This window comes from Paenibacillus sp. FSL R7-0345 (assembly GCF_038595055.1).
Lineage (GTDB): Bacteria > Bacillota > Bacilli > Paenibacillales > Paenibacillaceae > Paenibacillus_AQ.
Genome location: NZ_CP152002.1, coordinates 1,645,446 through 1,667,538, shown reverse-complemented (window position 1 = coordinate 1,667,538; position 22,093 = coordinate 1,645,446). Strand labels below are relative to the sequence as shown.

At 48.1% G+C, this 22,093-nt stretch carries 14 protein-coding genes and 1 pseudogene; 6 read left to right on the top strand and 9 right to left on the bottom strand.

The genetic code is table 11. The features are described from left to right. Nucleotides 1–175 precede the first annotated feature (175 nt). Nucleotides 176–625 carry a DUF1569 domain-containing protein gene (locus tag NST84_RS07130; protein ID WP_342564911.1) on the top strand — a complete coding sequence of 150 codons (450 nt, stop codon included), beginning with the start codon at nt 176–178 and terminating at the stop codon, nt 623–625. Nucleotides 626–743: 118 nt separating this feature from the next. On the opposite strand, the gene NST84_RS07125 is transcribed toward NST84_RS07130, so the two are convergent. The 3 genes from NST84_RS07125 to NST84_RS07115 form a co-directional block, all read right to left on the bottom strand. Beyond that, nucleotides 744–1,349, bottom strand: coding sequence for a DUF1349 domain-containing protein (locus NST84_RS07125; RefSeq protein WP_342564910.1), 606 nt, complete (start codon nt 1,347–1,349; stop codon nt 744–746). Nucleotides 1,350–1,541: 192 nt separating this feature from the next. After that, complete coding sequence (locus NST84_RS07120; RefSeq protein WP_342564909.1) at nt 1,542–5,855, bottom strand: S-layer homology domain-containing protein; 4,314 nt, start codon at nt 5,853–5,855, stop codon at nt 1,542–1,544. A gap of 272 nt (nt 5,856–6,127) precedes the next feature. After that, on the bottom strand, nt 6,128–6,943 hold the full coding sequence (locus NST84_RS07115; protein WP_342564908.1) for a Cof-type HAD-IIB family hydrolase: 816 nt from the start codon (nt 6,941–6,943) through the stop codon (nt 6,128–6,130). 189 nt (nt 6,944–7,132) lie between these two features. On the opposite strand from NST84_RS07115, the gene NST84_RS07110 reads away from it, so the two are divergent. Genes NST84_RS07110 through NST84_RS07100 form a run of 3 tightly spaced genes read left to right on the top strand, consistent with a single transcriptional unit; the run spans nt 7,133 to nt 8,998 of the window. After that, nucleotides 7,133–7,987 (top strand): ABC transporter ATP-binding protein, encoded by an 855-nt coding sequence (locus NST84_RS07110; protein WP_342564907.1) that lies wholly within the window; start codon nt 7,133–7,135, stop codon nt 7,985–7,987. After that, the gene (locus NST84_RS07105) at nt 7,980–8,633 is read left to right on the top strand and encodes an ABC-2 transporter permease (protein WP_342564906.1); all 654 of its coding nucleotides are present in this window, start codon (nt 7,980–7,982) and stop codon (nt 8,631–8,633) included. Before NST84_RS07110 ends, NST84_RS07105 begins: the two co-directional genes overlap by 8 nt. Next, complete coding sequence (locus tag NST84_RS07100) at nt 8,633–8,998, top strand: GntR family transcriptional regulator (protein WP_342564905.1); 366 nt, start codon at nt 8,633–8,635, stop codon at nt 8,996–8,998. Before NST84_RS07105 ends, NST84_RS07100 begins: the two co-directional genes overlap by 1 nt. Nucleotides 8,999–9,068: 70 nt before the next feature. Here NST84_RS07100 and NST84_RS07095 read toward each other — a convergent pair whose 3' ends face one another. Next, nucleotides 9,069–11,456: an amylo-alpha-1,6-glucosidase gene (locus NST84_RS07095; protein WP_342564904.1), complete on the bottom strand. Its 2,388-nt coding sequence runs from the start codon at nt 11,454–11,456 to the stop codon at nt 9,069–9,071. A gap of 551 nt (nt 11,457–12,007) precedes the next feature. Between NST84_RS07095 and NST84_RS07090 the strand changes: the two genes are divergently transcribed. Further along, the gene (locus NST84_RS07090) at nt 12,008–12,592 is read left to right on the top strand and encodes a sigma-70 family RNA polymerase sigma factor (protein ID WP_342564903.1); all 585 of its coding nucleotides are present in this window, start codon (nt 12,008–12,010) and stop codon (nt 12,590–12,592) included. Next, the gene (locus NST84_RS07085; protein WP_342564902.1) at nt 12,564–14,144 is read left to right on the top strand and encodes a DUF4179 domain-containing protein; all 1,581 of its coding nucleotides are present in this window, start codon (nt 12,564–12,566) and stop codon (nt 14,142–14,144) included. The genes NST84_RS07090 and NST84_RS07085 overlap by 29 nt, the downstream gene beginning before the upstream one ends. Before the next feature lie 228 nt (nt 14,145–14,372). Here the strand turns inward: NST84_RS07085 and NST84_RS07080 are convergent. From NST84_RS07080 to NST84_RS07060, 5 genes and pseudogenes are all read right to left on the bottom strand, one after another. Beyond that, nucleotides 14,373–14,638 (bottom strand): annotated as a pseudogene (locus NST84_RS07080) (sigma factor); the annotation flags it as partial. Nucleotides 14,639–14,648: 10 nt separating this feature from the next. Further along, nucleotides 14,649–15,623, bottom strand: coding sequence for a glycosyl hydrolase (locus NST84_RS07075; RefSeq protein ID WP_342564901.1), 975 nt, complete (start codon nt 15,621–15,623; stop codon nt 14,649–14,651). A gap of 81 nt (nt 15,624–15,704) precedes the next feature. Further along, complete coding sequence (locus NST84_RS07070) at nt 15,705–19,106, bottom strand: glycosyl hydrolase (protein ID WP_342564900.1); 3,402 nt, start codon at nt 19,104–19,106, stop codon at nt 15,705–15,707. Nucleotides 19,107–19,355: 249 nt separating this feature from the next. Further along, nucleotides 19,356–21,056 (bottom strand): ABC transporter substrate-binding protein, encoded by a 1,701-nt coding sequence (locus tag NST84_RS07065; RefSeq protein WP_342564899.1) that lies wholly within the window; start codon nt 21,054–21,056, stop codon nt 19,356–19,358. Between the two features lie 83 nt (nt 21,057–21,139). Next, the gene (locus NST84_RS07060; RefSeq protein WP_342564898.1) at nt 21,140–22,078 is read right to left on the bottom strand and encodes a carbohydrate ABC transporter permease; all 939 of its coding nucleotides are present in this window, start codon (nt 22,076–22,078) and stop codon (nt 21,140–21,142) included. Nucleotides 22,079–22,093 lie beyond the last annotated feature (15 nt).

The window sequence follows — 22,093 nt, the reverse complement described above, 5'->3', positions numbered from 1 at the left end:
CAGCCAGTTTATTTTAATATATAGTAGCACTACGCAGTGCACATATCTATGAAAAATCAGACTATAAGCTACCCAGTTCCCAAGTTTGACAGCATCCTGTCAAGTTGATAGGATGCTTATAAGGTTAATGATGCTTCAGGAGATATCATCAAAATGAACAGATTGGAGTGTTCCTATGAAAGATATCTACGATAAAACACATGCTGCGGAGATATTACAGCGCATAGATCAATTAAGTCCTCATTCAACCCGTCAGTGGGGAACCATGCAGGCCGCTCAAATGCTCGCTCATTGTTCAGCGTTTCAAGATATCCCGATGGGTAACGCCTTTCCCCCCAGAGGCTGGCTGGGAAGAGTGATCGGCCGGTTCGTAAAACCTGTTTTTTATAATGACAAACCGTTGCCGCATAATATGTCAACCATCCCCGAGACCCTCATTTCGGATAACAGAGATTTTGAAGCAGAAAAAGAAAAGCTTAAACTACGCATTATAAAGCTTCAAAAGGACGGCCCGGATCAATGCTCTCCCCACCCTCACCCCTTCTTCGGTCCGTTAACGCCCGGACAATGGGGCAAGGGCATTTATAAGCATTTGGATCATCATTTAAGGCAGTTTGGTGTTTAGCATAGCTTTTTTATAGCTTCAAAGGAAAAAGCGGTGCTCCCTATGATGAGCACCGCTTTGGCATGTTATTTATAGATTAAATCAGTCTCAGACGTAGGGCAACATACTTTACTCTCTCCTACACACCTGCTCTAATATTTTTCACAGTTCTCTTTTCTAAAGAGAAATCAGAGTAGCTTCTGTCACCGCCGTTACCATTAGGAGCCTGAGGAACGAAGCCTACCTTTACAGTCTCCTCCACCGGTAAATTGAAGAATCTTACCATGTAGAACTGGTCGCCGTCTAACGAATAATGAAAAGCAAAGGCCTGGCCGACTCGGGTAATCTGTAGCCATACCGAATCGCCGTCAATATTGTTGCCGTTTGCGTCGTCTGATAAGGGATTTGTTACTACACTTACAACCGCATGGGTATTAAAATCCGTCAATTCAAAGCACAGCTTGGCCCACACCGCGAGATCCTTCATGACCATAACCGAAGCCGAATCATAAACATCCCGGAAATCATGCCCTACCTTAACCCGCATCACGAAATCACCGGAAACCTCTGTGTAAAAAAACGGAGCGTTTGTAAGCGAGCTTGGCGTAATTCCTTCTTCCGAAACAGTCCCATTGTTACAGAAAAAATCACTATCTTTAGGAGCGTATAATATCACTTCTTCATTCTCAAACCGGATGCTGCTCTCGTTAAGCCATTTAAAGTTGCTGAAATCCTTATGATCCATTCAACTTCCCCTCCAGCTCATTTATGATTAGTAAATTTTCACACTACAGTAAATAATTTTATCATTAAAGCTACCATTCTGTGTAGAACAATTCCGCTCACCTGATAGCACAATCTGAACAAACCGTTTTTAATACACACACACAAAAACCTTGAAAGGCACGAGGCCAATCAAGGTTTTTATTTGGGAAGATTATTCGGTTACGTTCTCCAGCATATTCATGATCAGAACCACTGCTTCTGCCCGTGTTGCGTTCTGGTTAGGGGCAAACCGGTTCTGGCCGGTACCGCTGACCAGAGATTGTTCTACAGCAGCTGCGATATAAGGAACTGCCCATTTAGGAACATCGCTGCTATCTGCGAAGGAGAGTTTGGCCTGTGGATCTACCGTAATGCCAAGGGCTCTCACGATCATTACTGTTAATTCCGAACGGGTCAGCTGCTGTTCCGGACGGAAAGTCCCGTCTTCATAACCGCTGATAATACCTGCTGCTGCAGCCTGTGCTGCATAAGCGCTGGCCCAGGCAGGGATAGCCGAAGCATCCTTAAAGGTGCCTGCACTGCTCTCCGGAAGCTTCAGTGCGCGGGCAAGCATAGTAACGAATTCGGCACGGTTCACCTGCTTATTCGGACGGAAGGAATTGTCCGCATACCCGTTGACGAAACCGGCTTGCACTGCTTTTTGGATCGCTGAAGCGGCCCAGTGACTGCTTACATCGGTCAGAACAGGCTCCGCTGAAGGCGTCGCTCCGTTACCGGCAGGTGTAGGACTTGGTGTAGCAGCAGCTGTTGGTGCAGCTGTTGGTGCAGCTGTCGGAGATGCTGTCGGTGCCGTTGTTGAATCCACCGAGCTTCCCGGTAACGCTGGTGCCGGAGTTGGTGTTGGAGACGGAGTTGTTGTCGGTACTTCCGGTGTCGGCGTTGGTGTAGGCGTCACTTCTCCGTCTTTCTCCTTCTTAATCATACCAAACTGCTCAATAATGTAAGGCTCTGCGTTGTTCTTATTCTGGTCAATTTCATAGGATACTGCCGTCAGCTTGCCGCCGTCGACTGTGATGCCTACAAAGTTCTGGACCTGGCCGCGCTTCGGACGTGAGCTGTCGCTCGGGTCCGGACCATACGGTGCGGCATGGTTCTCATCAGCAACCTCGAACAGATTGTAATAGCTATCTCCAAGAGCCTCTTTCTTGTTCTTGTAATAGACCTTTGCACCGGCAGTAGCCGGAATCAGATAAATCGATCCATCCGGGTTCACGGTATACTCCACCGTTGTTCCATTAAGGGATTCTGTAATCTTTTCTGTAGCTGCAGCTGTTCCGTCTGCCTGAATCGGTTTGGTGCGGGCATAAATATGATCATGGCCCTGCAGGACAAAGTCGATGCCAAGCTCAGCCATCAGCGGTGCAATTTTGGATCTTACTCCATTTGCGCCGATAATATCCTTGTCGGTTGCGTGATTCGAGGTGGTGTAAGGACCTTTGTGAATATTAACAATGATCCACTGTGCCCCGGCCTTCTTGGCCGCCTCTACATCTGCTTTAAGCCACTCCACCTGGTCCGTACTGAAATTGGCATACTCTGCCGAGTCCTCATTGCTGTTCAGTACAACGAAATGGGCATTGCTGTAATCATAGGAATAATAGGCTCCCGTCTCTGTTGCAGACCCCGGGGCTTCCTTAATATTGAAATGCTCATAGAAGGCATTAGCCTCATCCTCATGGTTTCCTGCCGATGGAACAAGGGTTGTATTCAGCAGGCTGTTCTGGGAATGTCCAAGCAGCCAGTCCCACTGCACTTCCTTCGTTCCTGTGTCTACGATATCCCCGTTATGAACTACAAATTGTGCATTTGGTACTGTTGCCAGCGCCTTTGCCAGCGTTTCCGAGGACAGAATGGCTTCTTCTTCGGATTTTGCCTGTGTATCTGCAAGATCAACAAAAGTGAATGCACCTGACTCAGGAGCTGTACTGAAGGTTCCGGCGGTACTCCAGATGCCCAGCGCCTGATCCCCTACCCGGTATGAATAAGCGGTTCCGGCTTTCAAACCAGTAGCTTCTGCCTTGTGTACCAGCTCTTCTTTTGCATTAGTAGAAACCGCAGAACGGCCGCTGAACGTAATGGCATTGGTGAAATCCGGTGCACCGGCAGCTGCTTCTACAACCTGCAGGTCACTGTTTGTTGAACCCAGCGGTGTGTACCAGGTGAAGCCTTTTGAACTGACCGGATCACCGTTAAAGGTTACGGTCACTTTGCTTACTTCCGGCTGGCTGGCAATGACGCCTTTCGACTGGTTCCGGCCGCTAACGGCTTTAATAACAAACTGGTAATCCCGTGCGGAATCTGTATTATCCACTGTGTAGCTGTAAGCCGTTTTTCCGGTTTCAGTTGAAACCTCTGTAGTCCAGTTGGCTCCAAGCAGATCATTACTTTCATAGATACGGTAACCGGATACCGGCAGCTCTGTAGCTGGAGCTTCCCAGGACAAGGTCAGCTTACCGTCTGTGCCGGTAATCATTTGAGCGTTCTGCACGGAAGGAACCGTTACATCTGATTTATGAATGCCGTAACCGTCATAGAGGTCTGTTGTGCCTCCAGTTGTGGTTGTATAAGACTTGTAACTCAGATCGTTTTCTGTAACAGTGAAGCCTGAGAACATTTCCTTGCCTGGCTGCTCGTATTTGGCAGCAAACGGGAAGGTACCGGAAGCAACATTGTATTTCTTGTTGCCTGCCGCATTGGTAATCAGATAGAGCGTACCCTCTGGATCTGTCACTGTGCCGGAGGAATCCGGAACAATATCAGTCAAAGGCACATTGTTCAGCATCTGATAGCTGCGGGTATACGTATGATCGTGTCCGCCGATCACCATATCAATACCCAGCTCATCGAACACCTTTGTCAGCTCTGCACGGTAGAACAGAACATCCGTATCATTAGTGTGACTCGCTACGGAGTAAGGCGATTTATGCAGCAGCACAATATTCCACTGCTTATCGGACTTGGCTACTTCACTGCGCAGCCATTCTACTTGTTTATAGTAGATTTCGTTGTTTGCCGCATTGGAGCTTTTGCCGTAATATTCGGTGTTAAGCACCATAAAGTGTGCCGGGCCATAGTCCAGGGAATAGACAGATCCATCCGGCTTCGCACCTGTATTCGAAACATTTGGAAGATTAAAATGCCCCGTGTAATTGCTGTAGCTCTTGCTCTCATGATTACCTACCAGAGGGACCAGCGGGATATTCTGCAGAATCGCCTTTGGCTTGTCAAAGAACCAGCCCCACTGCTCTTCAATATCCCCGTTATCCACCAGATCTCCTGAATTCAGAATGAATTCAACATCCGGGAATTTGGCGAGTCCCTCCTGCAGGGTGTGGTTCCAGATATCAAAATCCTCTTCAGTTGTACCTTGGGAATCCGTAGTATACAGGAACTGATAAGAAGCATTCACTGCTGCTTCTGTTGTGAAGGTTCCAATGTCACTCCAGTTGCCTTCTTGTCCGTCACCGGCTCTGTACGCATATGTAGTGCCCGGTTGAAGGTTGTCCGCAAGCACTTTATGGCTTGAGATAACTGACGATTTGCCGGCAGATTTGTCTGCCTTGGAGTTGTAGACACTCGCGGCGACCGTAGTTCCTTCAAAGGTCAGAATACCTTCGTCCGGGAAGACGCTGCCCGTTACTTTAGATGCTTCCACTACCTCCAGCTTAGTGCCCGTTACTGTCTCAGGAGCATACCAGGCAAATCCCATACGGGTCTGCGGGTTTCCGTTAAAGGTAAGCGCAACAGATTCCGGCTTGCCTTGACCAGGAACTTCCGGCTCAGCTGCCGGATAGACGGCCAGCTTCATGTCCCAATACAGGTCCGAGCTGCTTCCATTTGCCTGATGGACTTCGGCAGCAAGCTCATTGTTGCCGTCCTTCAGGTTTGCCTTTACTACATCAGTCAGATCCACTTTGGAGATGTTAGGATCGCTCTTAGAGTAAGTGCTCTGTGTTGAGTAATCAATCGCGCCTGCAGGCATGCCCTCACGATAAATTTCTGTTCCGTTCAAATACAAAACAACGCCATCATCAAAGGCAAGCGTTCCCTCAATTTTACCGAGAGCCTTTACTGCCTCAAGGTTTGCATTGACATTCGTACGGAAATACGAAGTCATATATTTCTTGGATTTGCTGCTGCCATAGCTTATATTTGTATTCAGTCCGCCAAAAATAGTAGTGCTGACCCCGCTGCCGTTATCCTTGTAGCCCAGGGGAGCCAGTCCCGACTTCCAGCCGGAATCATCATAAACTGCCTGCCAGACCGTACCCTGATCGGTACCGTCGTCAACATACTTCCATGCCGAATTTCCCTCCAGCAAAACCAGCGGCTGGTCTGCCCGGATCTGAAGTTCTTCATTTAAGCTGCTGCTCTCTGCCAAGACTGTCAATCCGTTGGTCGCAAATCCAAAGGCCATAATGAAAACCAGCGCCACCAAGATTGACTTGTTAATAAGCTTCTTCAAATCACTGCCTCCCTATCCGTAAAACTATTATTTGCACACCTGATAAGTTTAACGGATAAATATTTTTGCTATGTTTTCACAAAGGCTTCTTAGTGTAAAACCTGACACCCCTTGTTACTCGCACCAGACTGAAGCTCATCGGGTAAACCGCTTGTAATATCCGCGCCCTAAAGCTAAAAAAGCAGCTTATCCGCAGATAAGTTGCTTAAATGAATGTTATATGAATGTAAAGTGCGGACTCTATCAGTCCATTCTGCACAGCCCTGGCATTCTTAATCCTGAAATGGACCCTGCCCCGCAAAATACTGATCAATCACTTCCAATACACCGCTGTTAATGTTTGCCGGTGCCATATATTTTGCCGCCGCTTTCACTTCATCCGATCCGTTCTCCATGGCAAAACTGTATTTTACATGTCTCAGCATTTCAATGTCATTGCCTCCGTCACCAAAGGCCATCGTTTCGTCATCTTTTATACCCCATTTGTCCTGCAGCAGCTGAATACCGGAAGCCTTGTGGAATTCCGGCACAATCAGATCAATACTTCCATGCCCGCTGGAGACAGCAGTTACCGTGCTTCCGATGCTGCTCCGCAGCATATCTCTTAACTGAAGCGTTTCCTCATCCGGACAGGAGAGGGCAAATTTAAGAATCTGGTCATTCACCTCATCGAAGCTGCCCACTCTTTTTAACCGGTGATAATATTTGTTTACTATAGTAAAAAAGGTGTCCGATACACTGTCCAGCACATAGGCACTTTCTTTGCCGCATAACACAATCTGAAACTTTTTATTGGAGACCAGCTCTTTCAGAACCAGCTCTATATCCTCCTTGGGAATATCCACTGCGGACACTTCCTGTCCCTGATCGACGATATAAGCGCCATTTTCAGCCACATAACTGATTTCATCCTGGATCTCTCCGAAAAAAGATTTCAGCTGATAATACTGGTTGCCGCTGGCCACAACAAACCGGATTCCCTGCTCCTTCATCTTTGCATACTGTTTAAGGAACCTTTCTTTGTCATATCCCATCTCTTTATTTAGAAAGGTGCCGTCCATGTCTACTGCGATAAGCTTGATTGTCATCCTGTTTCCTCCTGAAATTACTCATACTTTTGGGTGATATATCTAAACTCTTTACCCAATAATGATGAACCGTGCTCATGGTAACGAAATTAGTGTAATAACGATCTCACACAGGAATTGACACCCTAATCTCCCGATGATATATTGTGTATGCACGACATACACAATCTCAACAAGGAGGTACATCTCATGCTGGTATTGGATATCAAACATTTAAATAAGCATTATGAACACTTTTCATTAAAAGATGTGTCTTTTCAACTGGAAAAGGGCTATATCATGGGTTTCATCGGAATTAACGGTGCGGGAAAAACAACGACCATCAAATCCATTTTGAATTTAATCAGCATGGATGGCGGCGAGATTCATGTCCTTGGGAAAAACATAACGCAGCACGAAGTCGAGCTGAAGCAGGAAATCGGATACGCCTTTGGAGACATCAACTTTTACAGCCGCAATAAAATCAAGACGTTAACGAATGTAATCAAAACCTTTTACCGTAATTGGGATGACAACACCTACCGCAAGTATCTGAAAAAATTCAATCTGATTGAAGATAAAAAAATCGCCGAACTATCAACCGGAATGAAGGTCAAATACAGCCTGGCCCTCGCTTTGTCGCATGGCGCCAAGCTGCTTATCCTGGATGAGCCGACAAGCGGCCTTGATCCTGCGGCCCGTGATAATCTGCTGAGCATTTTTCAGGAGCTGGTGCAGGACGGCGAAATCAGCATTCTCTTTTCAACCCATGTCACCTCCGACCTGGAAAAATGCGCTGACTATATCACCTACATCCATGACGGGCAAATTGTGAACAGTGCCGAGAAGGAAGCATTTGTCGATGCGTTTCGCCTGCTGAATGGAACAAAGGAGCAGCTGGAACAAGTCAAAGACCGGCTGATTTCCTATAAAACGAATTCTTTCGGCTTTACCGGCCTGATCCATACGAAAGATTTTGAACCGTCGCCGGGCATTGTCTCTGCAATTCCGAATCTCGAGGAAATTATGATCTACTACTCAAGAAAAGAGGAAGCTTATGTATAATTTACTGCTAAAAGAACTCAAATTAGGCGTAAATCCGTTCTTCTACATACTACCCTTTTTGACAGGCGCCTTGATGTTAATCCCGGGCTGGCTGTATTTCCTTGTTATCCTATACTTTTGTTTTTTAACGGTACCGAATATGTTCGGCGGGTATAAAAGCCAAAATGATCTCATGTTCACCGGCATGCTGCCCGTAGCCAAAAAGGATGTTGTCAAAGCGAAGGTGACTTTCATCGTCCTTCTGGAGCTGCTGCATATTGTAATCGCCATAATCTACGGTCTGATCAGTGTCCGCTTATATCCGAATATGACCTACTATTTCTTTGCGCCGTCCATTGGCTTCTGGGGGCTATGTCTGGTGATGCTGGCAATCTTCAATCTTATCTTTTTTACTATGTATTACAAAACAGCATATAAATACGGCGCGGCCTCCATCGTATCGATTACTGCTGCTACCCTATTCGCCGGGGCTGCAGAATGGCTGGGCATTCAAAGCCCGTTAGTGCATGACCTGTTTAAGGGAAGCGGTGCTGACAGCATGACTACTCAACTCTCCATCCTACTTGCCTCTATCGCGATTTTTGCAATATTCACCTTTTTGGCTTATCATATTGGCTACAAACGATTTTTGAAAGTGGAAATCTAATGAATATTGCAATCTCAAACACCTCGGATAAACCAATCTATCAACAGCTATTTGATCAGATCAGTGCCCAGATTCTTAAAGGCGAGCTGGAAAGCGGCTATATTCTGCCTCCCATCCGCCAGGCGGCCGTTGAGCTGTCTGTCAGTATCATTACCGTAAAAAAAGCCTGGGAGGAGCTGGAACGAAACGGTCTGATTTATACTGTTACAGGTAAAGGCTGCTTTGTCACCGGTCTGTCGGCCGATGAGAAGATTAGGAAGCGCAATGAAATGATCCTGAAGCAGATGGTGACCGATACGGATTATTACAAATCCTTCGGCCTCACAATGGATGAAGTGATCGCCCTTTTAAAGGAAATCTACTAAATAAAGTGTGAATGCCCAACCGGCTCCGGGATTCTGCTGTCCCTGGAACCGGTTGGGCATTTTATGTTACTCAGGCATTAGCCGCCGCAAGCTTAACAATTACATTATATTGCCCGCCGGCTTCCAGCCCTTTAAGAACACCATCCCGGATAAGCTCACCGTCGAGATAAACCTCTGTAGCTGTAACTCCGGCTTCACGTTTCATATCAATGTGCAGCTGCGCGTTTCTAAAGTTACGTTTTACCGTAACCTTATCCCAATCCGAAGGAAGCTGCGGCCGCACCCGCAATCCTTCACGGTTACCCTGCAGCCCGAACAGGCCGTCGATCAGACAACGGTATACCCACGGCACAGTTCCTGTATTAAAAAGATGGCTGGAGCGTCCGGCCGTCTTCGGAAATTGTCTGTACGCTCCGCGGTAATAGTTCGGAATGAAGACAGGCAGCTGGCCCCGGCGGATGATGTCCTCGATGTCAGGTCCCGGGATCATTTTGCGCAGCAGCCGGTAGGCATTATCCTGCTCGCCCGCCGCATACAGGCCATAGATATAAAAGGCTGCGGCGTGGTTATAGACTGCCCCGTTTTCGGCTGTTCCCGGATGCTTTTGTGTTACCCGGCCCACATCTTCACGCATCGCGGTATAGGAGGGCGCCAGCTTTTCCACACCGTACGGGGTTTCCAGCTGTTCGCTGACGGAATGTATCAGCTTCTCCCGTTTCTCCTCATCGGCCGCACCGCTTAACAGCGCCCAGCCCTGCGGATTAATGAAGATCCGGCCTTCCTTATCTTCGCTGATACCGAACACTACATTGTCATCGGTAATTCCCCGCGCATACCACTCGCCATCCCAGAAATACTGATTGACCACCGCATTCGTCTCATCCGCTGCCAGGCGGAATGCTTTTCCGTTCTCCGGCCGGCCGCTGTGTTCGCAGATATCCGCCCAGACCATAAAAGCATACGCCGTTGCTATCGTCAGCCATCCGGACACGCCTGTGCCTTTATAGCCGACCATATTCATCGGGTCACACCAGTCGCCTTGATTAATATAATTCAGGCCTCTTTCATCCCGCTCATGGATCAGCCAGTGCATGGCCCGGTCAATGTGCTCGAAGACAGTACCTGTTTCCCCGCCGCCCGAGTATGGAATGATCTCTTCCAGAATGCTGTAATCATCCGTCTCCTCCAGATAGGTAATGAGGCAGATCGGCAGCCAGACACAGTGGTCGGTATGCGGCACCTGGTTAATATATTTCAGTTCAGCTGCTTCATGCAAAATAATGCCGTCCGGCATAGCTCCACTTACATTTTGCTGGCTTAAGGCTGTCAGGAACGCCCCTCTCGCTGTCTGCGGCTTAATATAGCTCATCCCCATATTATCCTGCAGATAATTCCGGGTCTGGGGATCTGTCGTCAGGCGGTTCGTCTGCCCGTGATAGTACATCTGCCGGGGGAGCCAGTGATTTACGAGATTGTCAAGATCCGCATCCGGAGTGGTGATTTCGATGACACCTCTGCCTTCCTTGATGTATTCCGCATATTCCTGCTCGGCGAGCACAAATCCGTCTTCACCAGCTGCGTTGGTATCCAGGAACAGCCGCTGGCGGATGTCTGCAATGTCCTGCTCATCATGAGCGGGTCCAAACACGAAACGGTATTCTCTTTCTTCACCCGGGGCCAGGCCGATGCTGTACTGAAGAACCGCAACGGGCGTTTCATAACGTGCTTCTCCTTTAGCGAGGAGTTCGCTTTTGAGTGCTGACGGTGAGCCGATTCCACCCTCTCCTTCAAAAGCTTCCTGATTAATCTCCCAGGCATGGGGAGCCTGATCGGCAAGCAGGAACGTCTTGTCCTTCAGATGTTTAATCTTATCGTAGTCCTGATATTTCTGATACGGAGTAACCGCTGTAGCGACAATTCCCTGCAGGGCTTCCTTATACTCGCCGGACTGGTTCATCCAGGACATATAGCCGATGGTGAAATAGGGATAGATACTGATTTTTCTGGGGGCGGAGGACAGATTAGTCACCTTCACCCGCCACAGCTCCATCGGCTCATTTTTAGGCAGGCTCAGCGTCATTTCAATGGCGATGCCGTTCTTCTCTATTTTCCAGACAATATTATGTTTGCCTACAGCAAAGGTGTAGTGATCCGAAGGCATGCGGACAGGCTCGTACGGAGCAGAAAACAGTTCACCACTCTCCTCATCCTTTACATAAACAAACCGGCCGGGATGATGGGCATAATAGGGCTGCTCCGGCTGCATGAAGGTTTTGGCCTCCAGATTCGGTGCATACGAATACTTCGCCGGCTCCGGCTGCATAAACTGGGCCACCGCATACCCCCGGCAGTTCACATGGATCATCATCTGCTCATTCCACAGGAAGCCCGAAGCCTTGGGCAGAATTGTCGGACTCGACAGCTCATAATACTGATTATCTTCAGATGCTCTTATCATTCACTTGCCTCACTTTCCAGGATTCTCGTAATCTATATAGATTGAACGAATAATACTGCTGTTTTGGGATTGCATGTGACTCCAGAGAATATTTGGACTTCCAGCCGCTGTTGTCTGCAGATTTCTTGATTTATACCGTTTTTAACGGTTGAAATCCGCAGACAAAGGCGGTCGCTATCGCTCCTACAGTTCCAAAATTCCCCTCCGCCACTCTTTCCTTAACATAAATTCTTAAGTTCAATCTATATAGTAGATCTCGTATATGTTCAAGAATACGCTCTCATAGGTTGGAGGGCAAGTCTATGAAAGTTGATAACAGCTACCCTTTATATTAACTGCAAAAGCGTACGAATATCCGGCCACCCCTGTTCGATCAGGAACTATAGCTGCTTTTAGCATTATATCTATATTGCTCATTACCCGCTAAAATTGGAAACCAAAGAAAAAAACCATAATTCTCCAGATAATATATCTATCCAGCACAAAAAAATAAGAAGATTTATCGCCTCAACCCGTCTTATAGATATAGACGTCAGAATAGGAGGACTGTAATGACAGAACCAGTCGAGGATAGATTGATCATCGAAAGGGTGCTGGAGGGGGATCAGGAGGCTTTTGCGGTGTTGATTGATAAATACAGCTCAAGGCTATATTTTTTTCTGCTGGAAATGGGATCTTCGCCTCCGGATGCACAGGATCAGGCTCAGGAAGCTTTTATTCAAGCCTACAGGAAGCTTCGCAGTCATCGTTTGCAATCCAGCTTTTCAGCCTGGCTGTATGCCATCGCTGTCAATGTGTTCAGAGAAGCCAAGCGGCGCAAGCGCTTCAGCTTTGCAAATGATCTGTTGAATGTACAAATCGATGACTCCCCTACACCGGAAGAGCGGTACATGCGCAGAGAAAGTGAAGTCGAGCTTCAACGTCTGATTCAAAAGCTCCCGCAGCGCTACCGCATTGTACTGCTTCTGTACTACACAGAGGATTTAAGCTACGAGGAGATTTCGGCAGTAACAGGCCTGAACATGCATCAGGTGAAAAACCGTCTGTATCAGGCGCGCCGCAAACTAAGAAAGCTATGGCCCGGGAATACCATGAAGGAGGATGCTTATGGCCAGACTAAATCATACGAATGCTGACGAGTGGCTGGATGATGAAATGCAAGCTTACAAAAAATCTATATCCGCTTCGCTTAACGGACGTTTTACGGAGCAGGTTATGGACCAGGTACGGCAAACCAATATTCATCCTCTCCCTTCAGCCGACAAGCGAAAACGATTCACCGGACTGCGCTGGGGAGCAGGCGTACTTGGTGGACTAGCAATTATTCTAGTACTCTATGGCTTGACGAAAACGGATGTCTCTTATGAAACCGGAGGTGAACGAATATTTCAGGCTCATACGATGATGCCAATCAACAAGATTATGCACTGGACAGATCCCGGACTGCAGAATGCCCAATCATTAGGAATTGTACAAATGCCTGAAGTCAGCATCACAGATCAGGGCTACACGCTATCGCTTGAAGAAGTGATCGCCGATGACACACGGATTGTATTCTCACTTCTGCTGACAGATTCCTCCGGACAGACGAATCACAATTGGAAGAATGTTCTAGATCATAGAAGGCTTCAGATCAAAAATGAGGAAGGACAGGAAATTGCGTTTTTCCGGACAGATGCTCCGTTGCAGGATGAAGGGGACGGCCAAATTACAGCCTCTGAGAACGGCAAGCTTTGGTTAACCTATGTGTACGAGCAGATTCCCGGAGATCATATTATTATTGAGAGCACTGTTGACAAACTCAATGTCAAAAATGAGGCTTCAACCGGGTTGGATGGTGACTGGAGCTTTAGCTATAACGTTGATATGAGCAAGTCAAAAGAGCTGTCCACTGCCATTGAAATGATGGATCAGTCTTATACGACGCCGGCAGGATTGAGTGTTACGGCCCAGCGTCTTATCCGGACGCCGACCGGTGCTTTACTGCAGCTTGAGACCGGTTTATCGGATGAAGCCAGTAAGCGTAGCCCGGCGGAGCTCAGTGAGAAGCTTTCACTTCAATTTCATTTGGAAAATGAAGCTGGTGAAGAAATCGGCCGCATCAATAATTACGGTTTTAATGGATATTCCAATTTCGAGTTTGGATATTTTAAGAGTGAAGACCCGGCAAACGGAGCTCAGCAATGGACTTATGCACTTCCTTACCAGCTCTATGACAGCACCCAAATCCGGCTAGTGCTGGACGGTTACTCGCTGCCCATTCAGACAGACGATTCGTTAACCTTTGTCCCGGCTGACTTAAAGAACCAGCCAGCAGTCTTTAAAGGACAAGGAGATGTATTGCAGCTGCATGATTTTAAGATCAACGATAACGGGACAGGCAGCGGGCCTTCCGGCAGACTGCTGATCAGCGGTGAATTTGTGAACAGCTTCCAGGAGGATCATTGGGTCGTTCAGGATGAATCGGGAAAAACATATAATGCTCAGTTTACTGGCCAAGCACAGCTTGGAGAGACTGTCATCATTGAAGCACCCCAAGCAGGTGTTGACAGTCCTTCATACTTCGATATCCCTGGCATCACTGCCATACCAGAAAAGCTGACGTTGATCCGGACAGTTACAAATAAAAAGTACACCGATGTGGACTGGAGCTTAGATTTGCCGGAACCGGCCGGAGCGAAGGACTAATCTAATATCCGGAATAAGCTTTTCGCTTACCAACAGGAACCACTAGCGGTGTACCTGTGACTGGATCTTTAATGATTTTGCAGGATAAACAAAAACGTGTTCGACTAATTCCTCCGTTACGATGTCTTCCGGGCGCCCCTGGGCCACGATACTGCCGTCCTTCATTGCGATAAGATGAGTGGCGTATCTGGTATTAAATACTCTTTTGATCTTGAGTTCACCGCTGGGATTCCGGTAGATCTTGCTCTTCTCAATATTAAGATCAACTTCTTAATGACATCGTCCGTCTCGGAGCCGAGGATATCAATCAAAGTGATCTCATTTCGTTTTCAATACATCAGGCTGCGAACGTGGCGAGCTGTGTACCCTTGTTCGGGCGGTAGCTCTCAATCGCCTTAATCAATCCAATCGTGCCTATGGAGATCAGGTCCTCCATCTTCGCCTGTATGGTCGAATTTTTGGAAGCTATGGACAAGATGCGATGTTAATCCCATCTACTTTCAGTTAATACAGCCGCGGCAGCGTGTCTAATGTAACAGAGAAGGGATGCTCATAAGCACGCCGAAGTTCCTCTTTAGTTGTCCATTCTTCGGTAGTGCCGAATTCGTTGGACCAGGTCATGTACCACACCCAGGGGATATGCGACTCCGACAGGCGGGGGATACTCGGCAGAACACCGATCTCTCCAAGCGCGGTCAGCTTGTTCGCCGGTGTAATCTTAACCAGCCGATTATACTCGTCCTCTAAGTCGGTGTGAGTGTGTTTTGGCGGATAGGTATCCAGCGTGATAACATCACAGACATCGTCGCCTACATACCCTTCGGGCAGCGGTGAATTCCAAACCCATATCAGGTTGTTCAAGCCATGATGGTTTGTATACCGCTCATACATCATACGATACAGCTGTTTGGCAACTTCGGGACCTTTGGCGCCCCACCAAAACCACTCGCCCTCCGATTCATGAAAAGGACGCCATAAAATTGGAATCCGCTTCTCACAGAATGGCTTGAGCAATTCCGCCATATGGTCCATGTCTGCTATTAGCATTTTTTGTTCTTCCGTTCCTTCGGTCACTGCCCGGGATGCGTCAAATGTGGTGTGTTCAGTGTAGAATCCTTTATCCCGGCTGCCGAAAGGTGAGAACCAGTGCCAAGTAAAGGTAATAAGACCCTGTTTATTTAAAACCCAGTCCCAAGCCTGATCCAGCGTATTTTTATTTTCCTCCACCTCAATCAGGCAAGCCTCGCTGGCATCCTCATAGTTAATGTTAGGAGAGTAAGCAAGCAGTTCAAATCCGCAAAGAGCCGGCAGTTTTCCGGTTACCTCTTCAATATATTTCAGTTCTTTCTGTACGGTGGTTTGGGTATGCTGGCCCGTTATAATCCCCTTGCCGGACAGTTCGCTTAAATAGCGTAGTACGTTCTTTACTTCCTGAGTCGCATTTGGATTGCACGGTGCTGCATGAATCATTTTATTCATTTTCTGGACTCCAATTATTAAATTTACACGACTGGAACCGCATCCTTACGGCAATCCAGTCGTGCATCTGATTTCAATCGACTAAGAATTTATAAAGTTTAAGTAAATCAGCAGACGCTTTACCATGACGGCAGCTTGCGCACGGTTTACCCAATCTTTAGCCGCGGCCTGATCATGGGTTAAGCCCTGTGCTGCTTCGATTGCATGCCCTGTGAACGCCGCAGCTCGGACAATCAGAACTGCCACTTGCTCACGTGTAATCAAAGCATCCGGCCGGAATGTATTGTCTGAATAGCCTGTAATTAGACCTGCCTCAACGGCGGCAGCAACCGCCCCGGTATACCACTTGCTTAACGGAACATCGGAGAATTCAACCGTTGTCCCGGAAACATCGAGTCCCAGTGCTCTTGCGATTAACACAATAAATTCAGCCCGTGTCATATACCGGTCCGGGGCAAAGCGATGGACATCAACTCCACGAACAAGCAGCTTGTTCGCCATGAATTCAATATCCTCCCTGGCCCAGTGACCGCTGAGATCGTCAAATCTCCGCTCCAATTGGCCTGTCATATACATACCGCCGCCGTTACGTTTAATAGTTATAACCGTAGCGCCATTTGCCGCATGGGTTAAAGCGGGCACAAAGGATAGCTCTCCTGTGGCAGGATCCATCCTTAAAGCTGTTAATCCATTGCCGGCAGATTGGGGAATTGTGAACGTATGGGAGATATACCGGCTGCCGAAATGTTTAATTTCGAAGGCTTGTGTTCCCGAATAAGCAAGGACTTTCAATTCATACATATCAGGGTTTAGCAGGACTCCGTTATCCTTAGCCCGTATACTGATCCCTCCGGCTTGCCCGCTGTCGAGCTTCTTCAGCTGAATCGAGATCTGGACATCAGCAGTCTTGGCTCCCAGACGAGCCGCGGCTTCATCGACGTTGATCAGGGCCACCGGGAAACGGTATGAAGCCGTGTCCCATTCGATTATGATTGCCGCATCCGGCGTAATAACGGCTGCCTCTACAAGTGCCGATGCCGGGAACCTGAACTCTGCCGCCTCACTTTTATCTGATTTAATCACGAACAGCTGCGACTCTGCAGGCTTGTTGATCTGTTGTCTAAGCGCGGCAATCAGCTCTGCCCCGTCCACCTCGATAAACTGCGTTTCGGCATTGTCCGGCCCCCCGTTATACCCAACGCTTCCTGTGTTGCTGATAACAGTACCGTCCGTGGTTTCAGCAGACGGTGTAACACGCGTTAACTTGATATAATCAATATCCGTCCCGCCTTGACCGGTAATGATCTCAAACGTTTGCTCTCCTTTTTGCAGCGTGTACGGTCCAATTACCATATCGGTCCACTCTGTTGTATCCGCAAACGTATATTCAACCGCCTCGTTGCCGTTAACCGAAATACTGTTCTTCCTCTGTCCATTGCCTGTCTTGTAACGAATGGTGAGCGTATAGGTACCGGCTGCCCCGGCTGCTTTCATTCTTAACTGTCCATCTTCGGCATCCATGCTTGTAACATATCGGCTGCCGGAAGCCCCGGCTTCCTTATCCATGACTTTCAGGCCGGAGCGTTCTCCATTCTCTGCCTCAAACTTTTGTGAGGTATACAGATCAGACGGAAGTTCGTCAAGGGTGACAACATAGTCATGCCCATAGACCTTTTTCAAATGTTCAGGTGAGTTTGTAGTTCCATCCTTAATAAAACTGCCCGTCCAGGTAGTGAAAAAGCTCCAGTGTGCATTGTAAGCCTGCAGCATTTCCGGATCAGGGATAGGTCCGTTTTCCGCCAGTCCAATTACCTTGCTCCCGTTCACCAGTGAAACCAGACTTTCGTACTTTGCGATGCTTGGATTGTAGTCCCCTGCAGGGTTATAAATATCGATACTGGCAATGTCCACCATATCATCTCCCGGATACCACTCCGTCTTCTCGGAGTTCCACACCCAAATGAGATTGTTCAGATGGTGATGGTTAGTCAGCCGGTCATACATCAACCTCCATAGCTGTTTAGCCGGTTCCGGCCCCTTTGCACCCCACCAGAACCAGCCGCCCTCCGCCTCATGAAGCGGCCGCCACAACAGCGGTACTCCTGCATCCTGCAGTCGTTTCAACTGGAACGCAATTGCATCGATATCCCGGATAAGCAAGTGATAATCCTCGGAATCCGGATGGCTGAGCGCATACTCTACATCAAAGGTCGTATAGTCCGTATAGAATCCCTTATACCATTCATGACCGGGCTCTTCCCCTCCAATTCCCTTCGGAGCGTTCCAGTGCCAACACAGCGATACGATGCCGCCGCGCTTGTGCCAAGCCATTATTTTCTCAATTTCGGTTGAAGTAGCTCCTTTCTCGACACGTGAGGGGGAGTAGTCCATTAAATCGGTGGCAAATATCGCCGGATATTTCCCGGTTTGCTGGAAGATCCACTCTGTGTCCTCCAGCGTTTGCTGACCCGAAATCAATTTCTGACCATACTGGCTATCCAGAAAGTTCATTAGCGCCCGGGCTTCGGGAGTTGCATCCGGATTAACCAGGACAGTTGAAACTTCAGGCAGCTCCGGCTTGGCGGCAGCCGTCAGCTTAACATAGTCGATATTATACCAACCCCAGTTGGCCAGGAACTCGATGATATTACCGCCTTCATTCAACCAAATTTTTCCTGCAGGCATCTCCTCAAAGCTGACGGTCTCAGGCAGAGTAATTTCGGTTAGGTTTCCGTTCAACACGACACTGGTCTTCTTCTCACCATTTGGCGAGCTATACCCTATGAGAATGTCAAACATTCCGGCAGAAGGGGCTTTATAATTCAGAGTAAGTGATCCCGATTGTTGAAATGCCGCGTATCCGTCACCCGAGTATCCATCCCCTGCGGCCCCGATCGAGACGCTGCCGCTCATCATCCCGTCTTCTGCCTCAAGCAAGTTTCCAACTGGCTGGGCATTGGCCGGTTCAAGCAGGATAAACTCGATGCCATAATAACCCCAGCCCCGAGTAATCTTAATCGTATTTTCTCCAGCGTTGAGCAGTACTTTACTGACCATTTTCTCAGCCTGTACAGTGCCTGCCGCAGGTGCATCCAGCATAAGTTCTCCAGCACCGATCCCATTAACCTGTATACCGGTTGCCTTTCCGCCGTAACCCTCAGGAATATAGTAGCCTATGCTAAGCTTGTATAATCCGGCCTCTGCAGCGTTCACCTTAAAGGTTGCATTCCCGGCCTCATCCGGAGAAGAAGCATCTTCCGCGAAAAAGAAAGAAATATAGCCGTCGCCATCGTAAAGCTGGTCCTGATCCTCATAGACAGGCCCGCGTTTCTCGATGCCGTAACCGTTCAACACTGCATCCGCATAAGTGGCTTTGATGACACTCGTTTGACCATCATTGATCTGCCGCTCCTCCATCCCTCCATTAGAAGAAGTAACAGGGTCAGAAATTTCTGTGAAAGCAGCAGCTTTTGAATCGTCCACACCCAGGTTTGTTACTAAAGAAAACAACATCATTAAACACAGCGAGCCTAATAGGTTTCTTTTGATGTTTAACCGCATCAGCTTTCCTCCCGGCAAATTTGATCGCAGTATGGTTTCCTCACAATATTAACCGCTTACATTAATATTGTGATCTCTCTCACTCGTTTGTGTCTAATGAGTTCTCTCCACAGAACAACGGGCTCATTTCCTCTCCTGTCATGCTGGAAACGAGCCCGCTGGATCAACAATTTATTTAGTAGACCACAGTTCGATACGGTTTTGGATATGCTTGGTATAAGCCTCTTCCATTTCCTTAACTCCGGCCTTATCCAGATCTGCCATATAGGCATCCCAAATTTTATCGAACTCTTCCGGCTTGGACATAATGGCTTCAGGGACTCTCTTCCATGTGATATCCTTCATCTTGGCTCCTAGGATAACAGCAGGATCGTCGCTGGCGAGTGACATCGTGTAAGCAGCACCGTAGGCTCTGGACTCAAATTCATCTTCTGCCGGGAAAAGATCTTTCCAATGTTCGGCGCCGTAAGCCTTCAGAGCTTCTTTCTCCGGTTCACTGTAGCTTGCCGTCAATTGCTCAGGGTAATTGCGGGTGAAGTAGTTTCCGGTGGAATCCTTAATACCGTCTCCGTAGTGGACCATCAGGTTCCAATAAAGACCAACACCGGATTCTTTTTGGAACGCCGCGTTGTCATTGTCCATACGTTCCTGTACAGCCGGGATGACTACCCGTTTACCGTTCTCAACCGTGTAATGTTTATCTTCAATTCCCCAGTTATTCAGGATCTGCCCCTCTTCCGATGCAAGGAAGTCAAGGAATTGGATGGCCCGCACCGGGTCCTTGCACTTGCTGGAGATCGAGATTCCGTATCCTCCGTCAAAGCCGGCCGGCCAGAAGCTGGTATCCTTGTATTCCTCACTCAGCGTGACCGGATAATGGCCGTAGGTTTGATCAAATTTCCCGGCAGCCTTCAGTGCATTTTGCGCGTCTCCATAATCCCATTCCGGATCAGCCAAACCAAGAACCCGGCCGGAAGCCACTTTAGCCTTAAACTGGTCGGTCTTCTGCACAAAGCTTTCCGGATCAAGCAGTCCGATGTCGTTCATATGATTTAACCAGCGGAAATATTCCTTCTCCTCCGGACGGCGGAAATGATAGGTCGCCTGATGCGTTTCCTGATCAATGAAATATTCCCCGTCGTCCGGTCCGCCGGTCGTCTGGAACCCCGAGTTGGTAACCTGGTACATATGCCAGTCATCTCCATTCAGGGAAAGACCGATATTTTTATTTCCGTTTTCGTCCGTCGGATGCTTGGTGATATAATCCTGGATGACTTTTTCAAAATCCTTTACTGTGCGGATTTCCGGATAACCAGCTTCTTTGACAACCCGGTGCTGCAGTTCAAATCCCCCCTCAGCCCTGAATTTCTTCTCATCAACGGACGACCAGGTTGGCACCGCGTAGATCGCCTGATCATCCAAGCTGTACTTGGCCCGAACAAGCTTATCTCCAAGCATTTTTTTGATATTAGGTGCATGCTTGTCGATCAATTCCGTTAAATCGATTACAGCTCCGGCGTCGACAAGCTTCCCGACATCCGCCTTTGCAGCAATCAAATCAGGATAATTGCCGGTCGCCGCAATCAGCGACATTTTTTGGACCGGATCACCCACTGCAAACTCGGCATCCAGTGTCACACCGGTTTTTTCGGCAATAACCTTACCTACTTCATCCTGCATGTTATTCCAATTGGTACTGCTGTCCTCTGAAAAATAAGTAAGCGTGACCGGCTTTAAATCAGACCCGGACGAACCGCCTTCCATGTTGCTGCCTTCTCCTGAGCCGTTATTACCGCCGCAACCGGCAAGCGTCGACGCTAAAGTCAGCGCAAGCACGGAAGACAGCACTAGCCCTCTTTTTTCTGGCTTCATGAAGCTAACCCCCTAGATAATGGATAAATACTGATTGTATGAGACAGGCTTGTTAACCTGGACACACCCATTCAAGAAACAATCTAACTCTTTACAGCTCCGAGCGTCATCCCTTTGACAAAATACTTTTGCAGGAAGGGATAGACGATAAGAATTGGCACTGTGACGACAATAGTAATTGCCATTTTGACGGATTCCGGCGAAATTTGTGACATTCGTTCAGCCATATTCGCCACGTCCTGGGAATTCGTTGCACTTGTGGTTGTGCTTTGCAGAATTTTCATCAACTCATACTGCAGCGTTGTTAGAGCTTCGTCGGACCCGTTAAACAGATACGTATCGAACCAGGAGTTCCATTGTCCTACCGCGAGGAAAAGGGCTACGGTAGCCAGAGCCGGCTTGCACAGCGGCAAAATGACACGCCAGTAAATCGTAAAATCGTTGGCTCCGTCAAGCTTGGCTGACTCCTGCAGCGCATACGGCAGTCCATCAATGAAGGAGCGGATCACGAAAACATTAAAGGCGCTTACAAGGCCCGGCAGAATGTACACCGCGAAGGTACCGATCAGGTTCAAATCTCTCATCAAAATAAATCCCGGAATCAGGCCGCCGGAGATATACATGGTAACCGCCAGAAAGATGGATATAAATCTCCTTGCCTGAAAGTCATTTCGCGCAAGGGTGTAAGCAAGCATAGAACCGCTGACCAGACCTGCTGCAGTACCGATAAGCGTCCGCAGTACGGAAATTTTAAAGCCGGTCATTAGACTTCCATAAGTGAAAATCAGACTATAGTTATCCAGAGTAAACTGCCGCGGCCAGACGGTAATCCCTCCCCGGACGGTATCTACTGAATCGTTGAGGGAGATCGCCAGTACGTTTAAGAACGGATATATCGTCAATACGGTTACTACAAACATGGACAGATAAACGACGCATGCAAGTATCCTGTCCTGTGTTGATTTCGAACGGTGTTTTATTTGTAATCTGCCGGTTGAAGCATTGCTGTTAACAACCCCCATGCCACCCATCCTCTC

Coding starts and splice junctions, on each gene's coding strand:
- NST84_RS07095 (WP_342564904.1), bottom strand. CDS start 11,456: ATGATAAGAGCATCTGAAGATAATCAGTATTATGAGCTGTCGAGTCCG.
- NST84_RS07115 (WP_342564908.1), bottom strand. CDS start 6,943: ATGACAATCAAGCTTATCGCAGTAGACATGGACGGCACCTTTCTAAAT.
- NST84_RS07130 (WP_342564911.1), top strand. CDS start 176: ATGAAAGATATCTACGATAAAACACATGCTGCGGAGATATTACAGCGC.
- NST84_RS07110 (WP_342564907.1), top strand. CDS start 7,133: ATGCTGGTATTGGATATCAAACATTTAAATAAGCATTATGAACACTTT.
- NST84_RS07085 (WP_342564902.1), top strand. CDS start 12,564: ATGGCCAGACTAAATCATACGAATGCTGACGAGTGGCTGGATGATGAA.
- NST84_RS07065 (WP_342564899.1), bottom strand. CDS start 21,056: ATGAAGCCAGAAAAAAGAGGGCTAGTGCTGTCTTCCGTGCTTGCGCTG.
- NST84_RS07090 (WP_342564903.1), top strand. CDS start 12,008: ATGACAGAACCAGTCGAGGATAGATTGATCATCGAAAGGGTGCTGGAG.
- NST84_RS07060 (WP_342564898.1), bottom strand. CDS start 22,078: ATGGGGGTTGTTAACAGCAATGCTTCAACCGGCAGATTACAAATAAAA.
- NST84_RS07125 (WP_342564910.1), bottom strand. CDS start 1,349: ATGGATCATAAGGATTTCAGCAACTTTAAATGGCTTAACGAGAGCAGC.
- NST84_RS07100 (WP_342564905.1), top strand. CDS start 8,633: ATGAATATTGCAATCTCAAACACCTCGGATAAACCAATCTATCAACAG.
- NST84_RS07075 (WP_342564901.1), bottom strand. CDS start 15,623: ATGAATAAAATGATTCATGCAGCACCGTGCAATCCAAATGCGACTCAG.
- NST84_RS07105 (WP_342564906.1), top strand. CDS start 7,980: ATGTATAATTTACTGCTAAAAGAACTCAAATTAGGCGTAAATCCGTTC.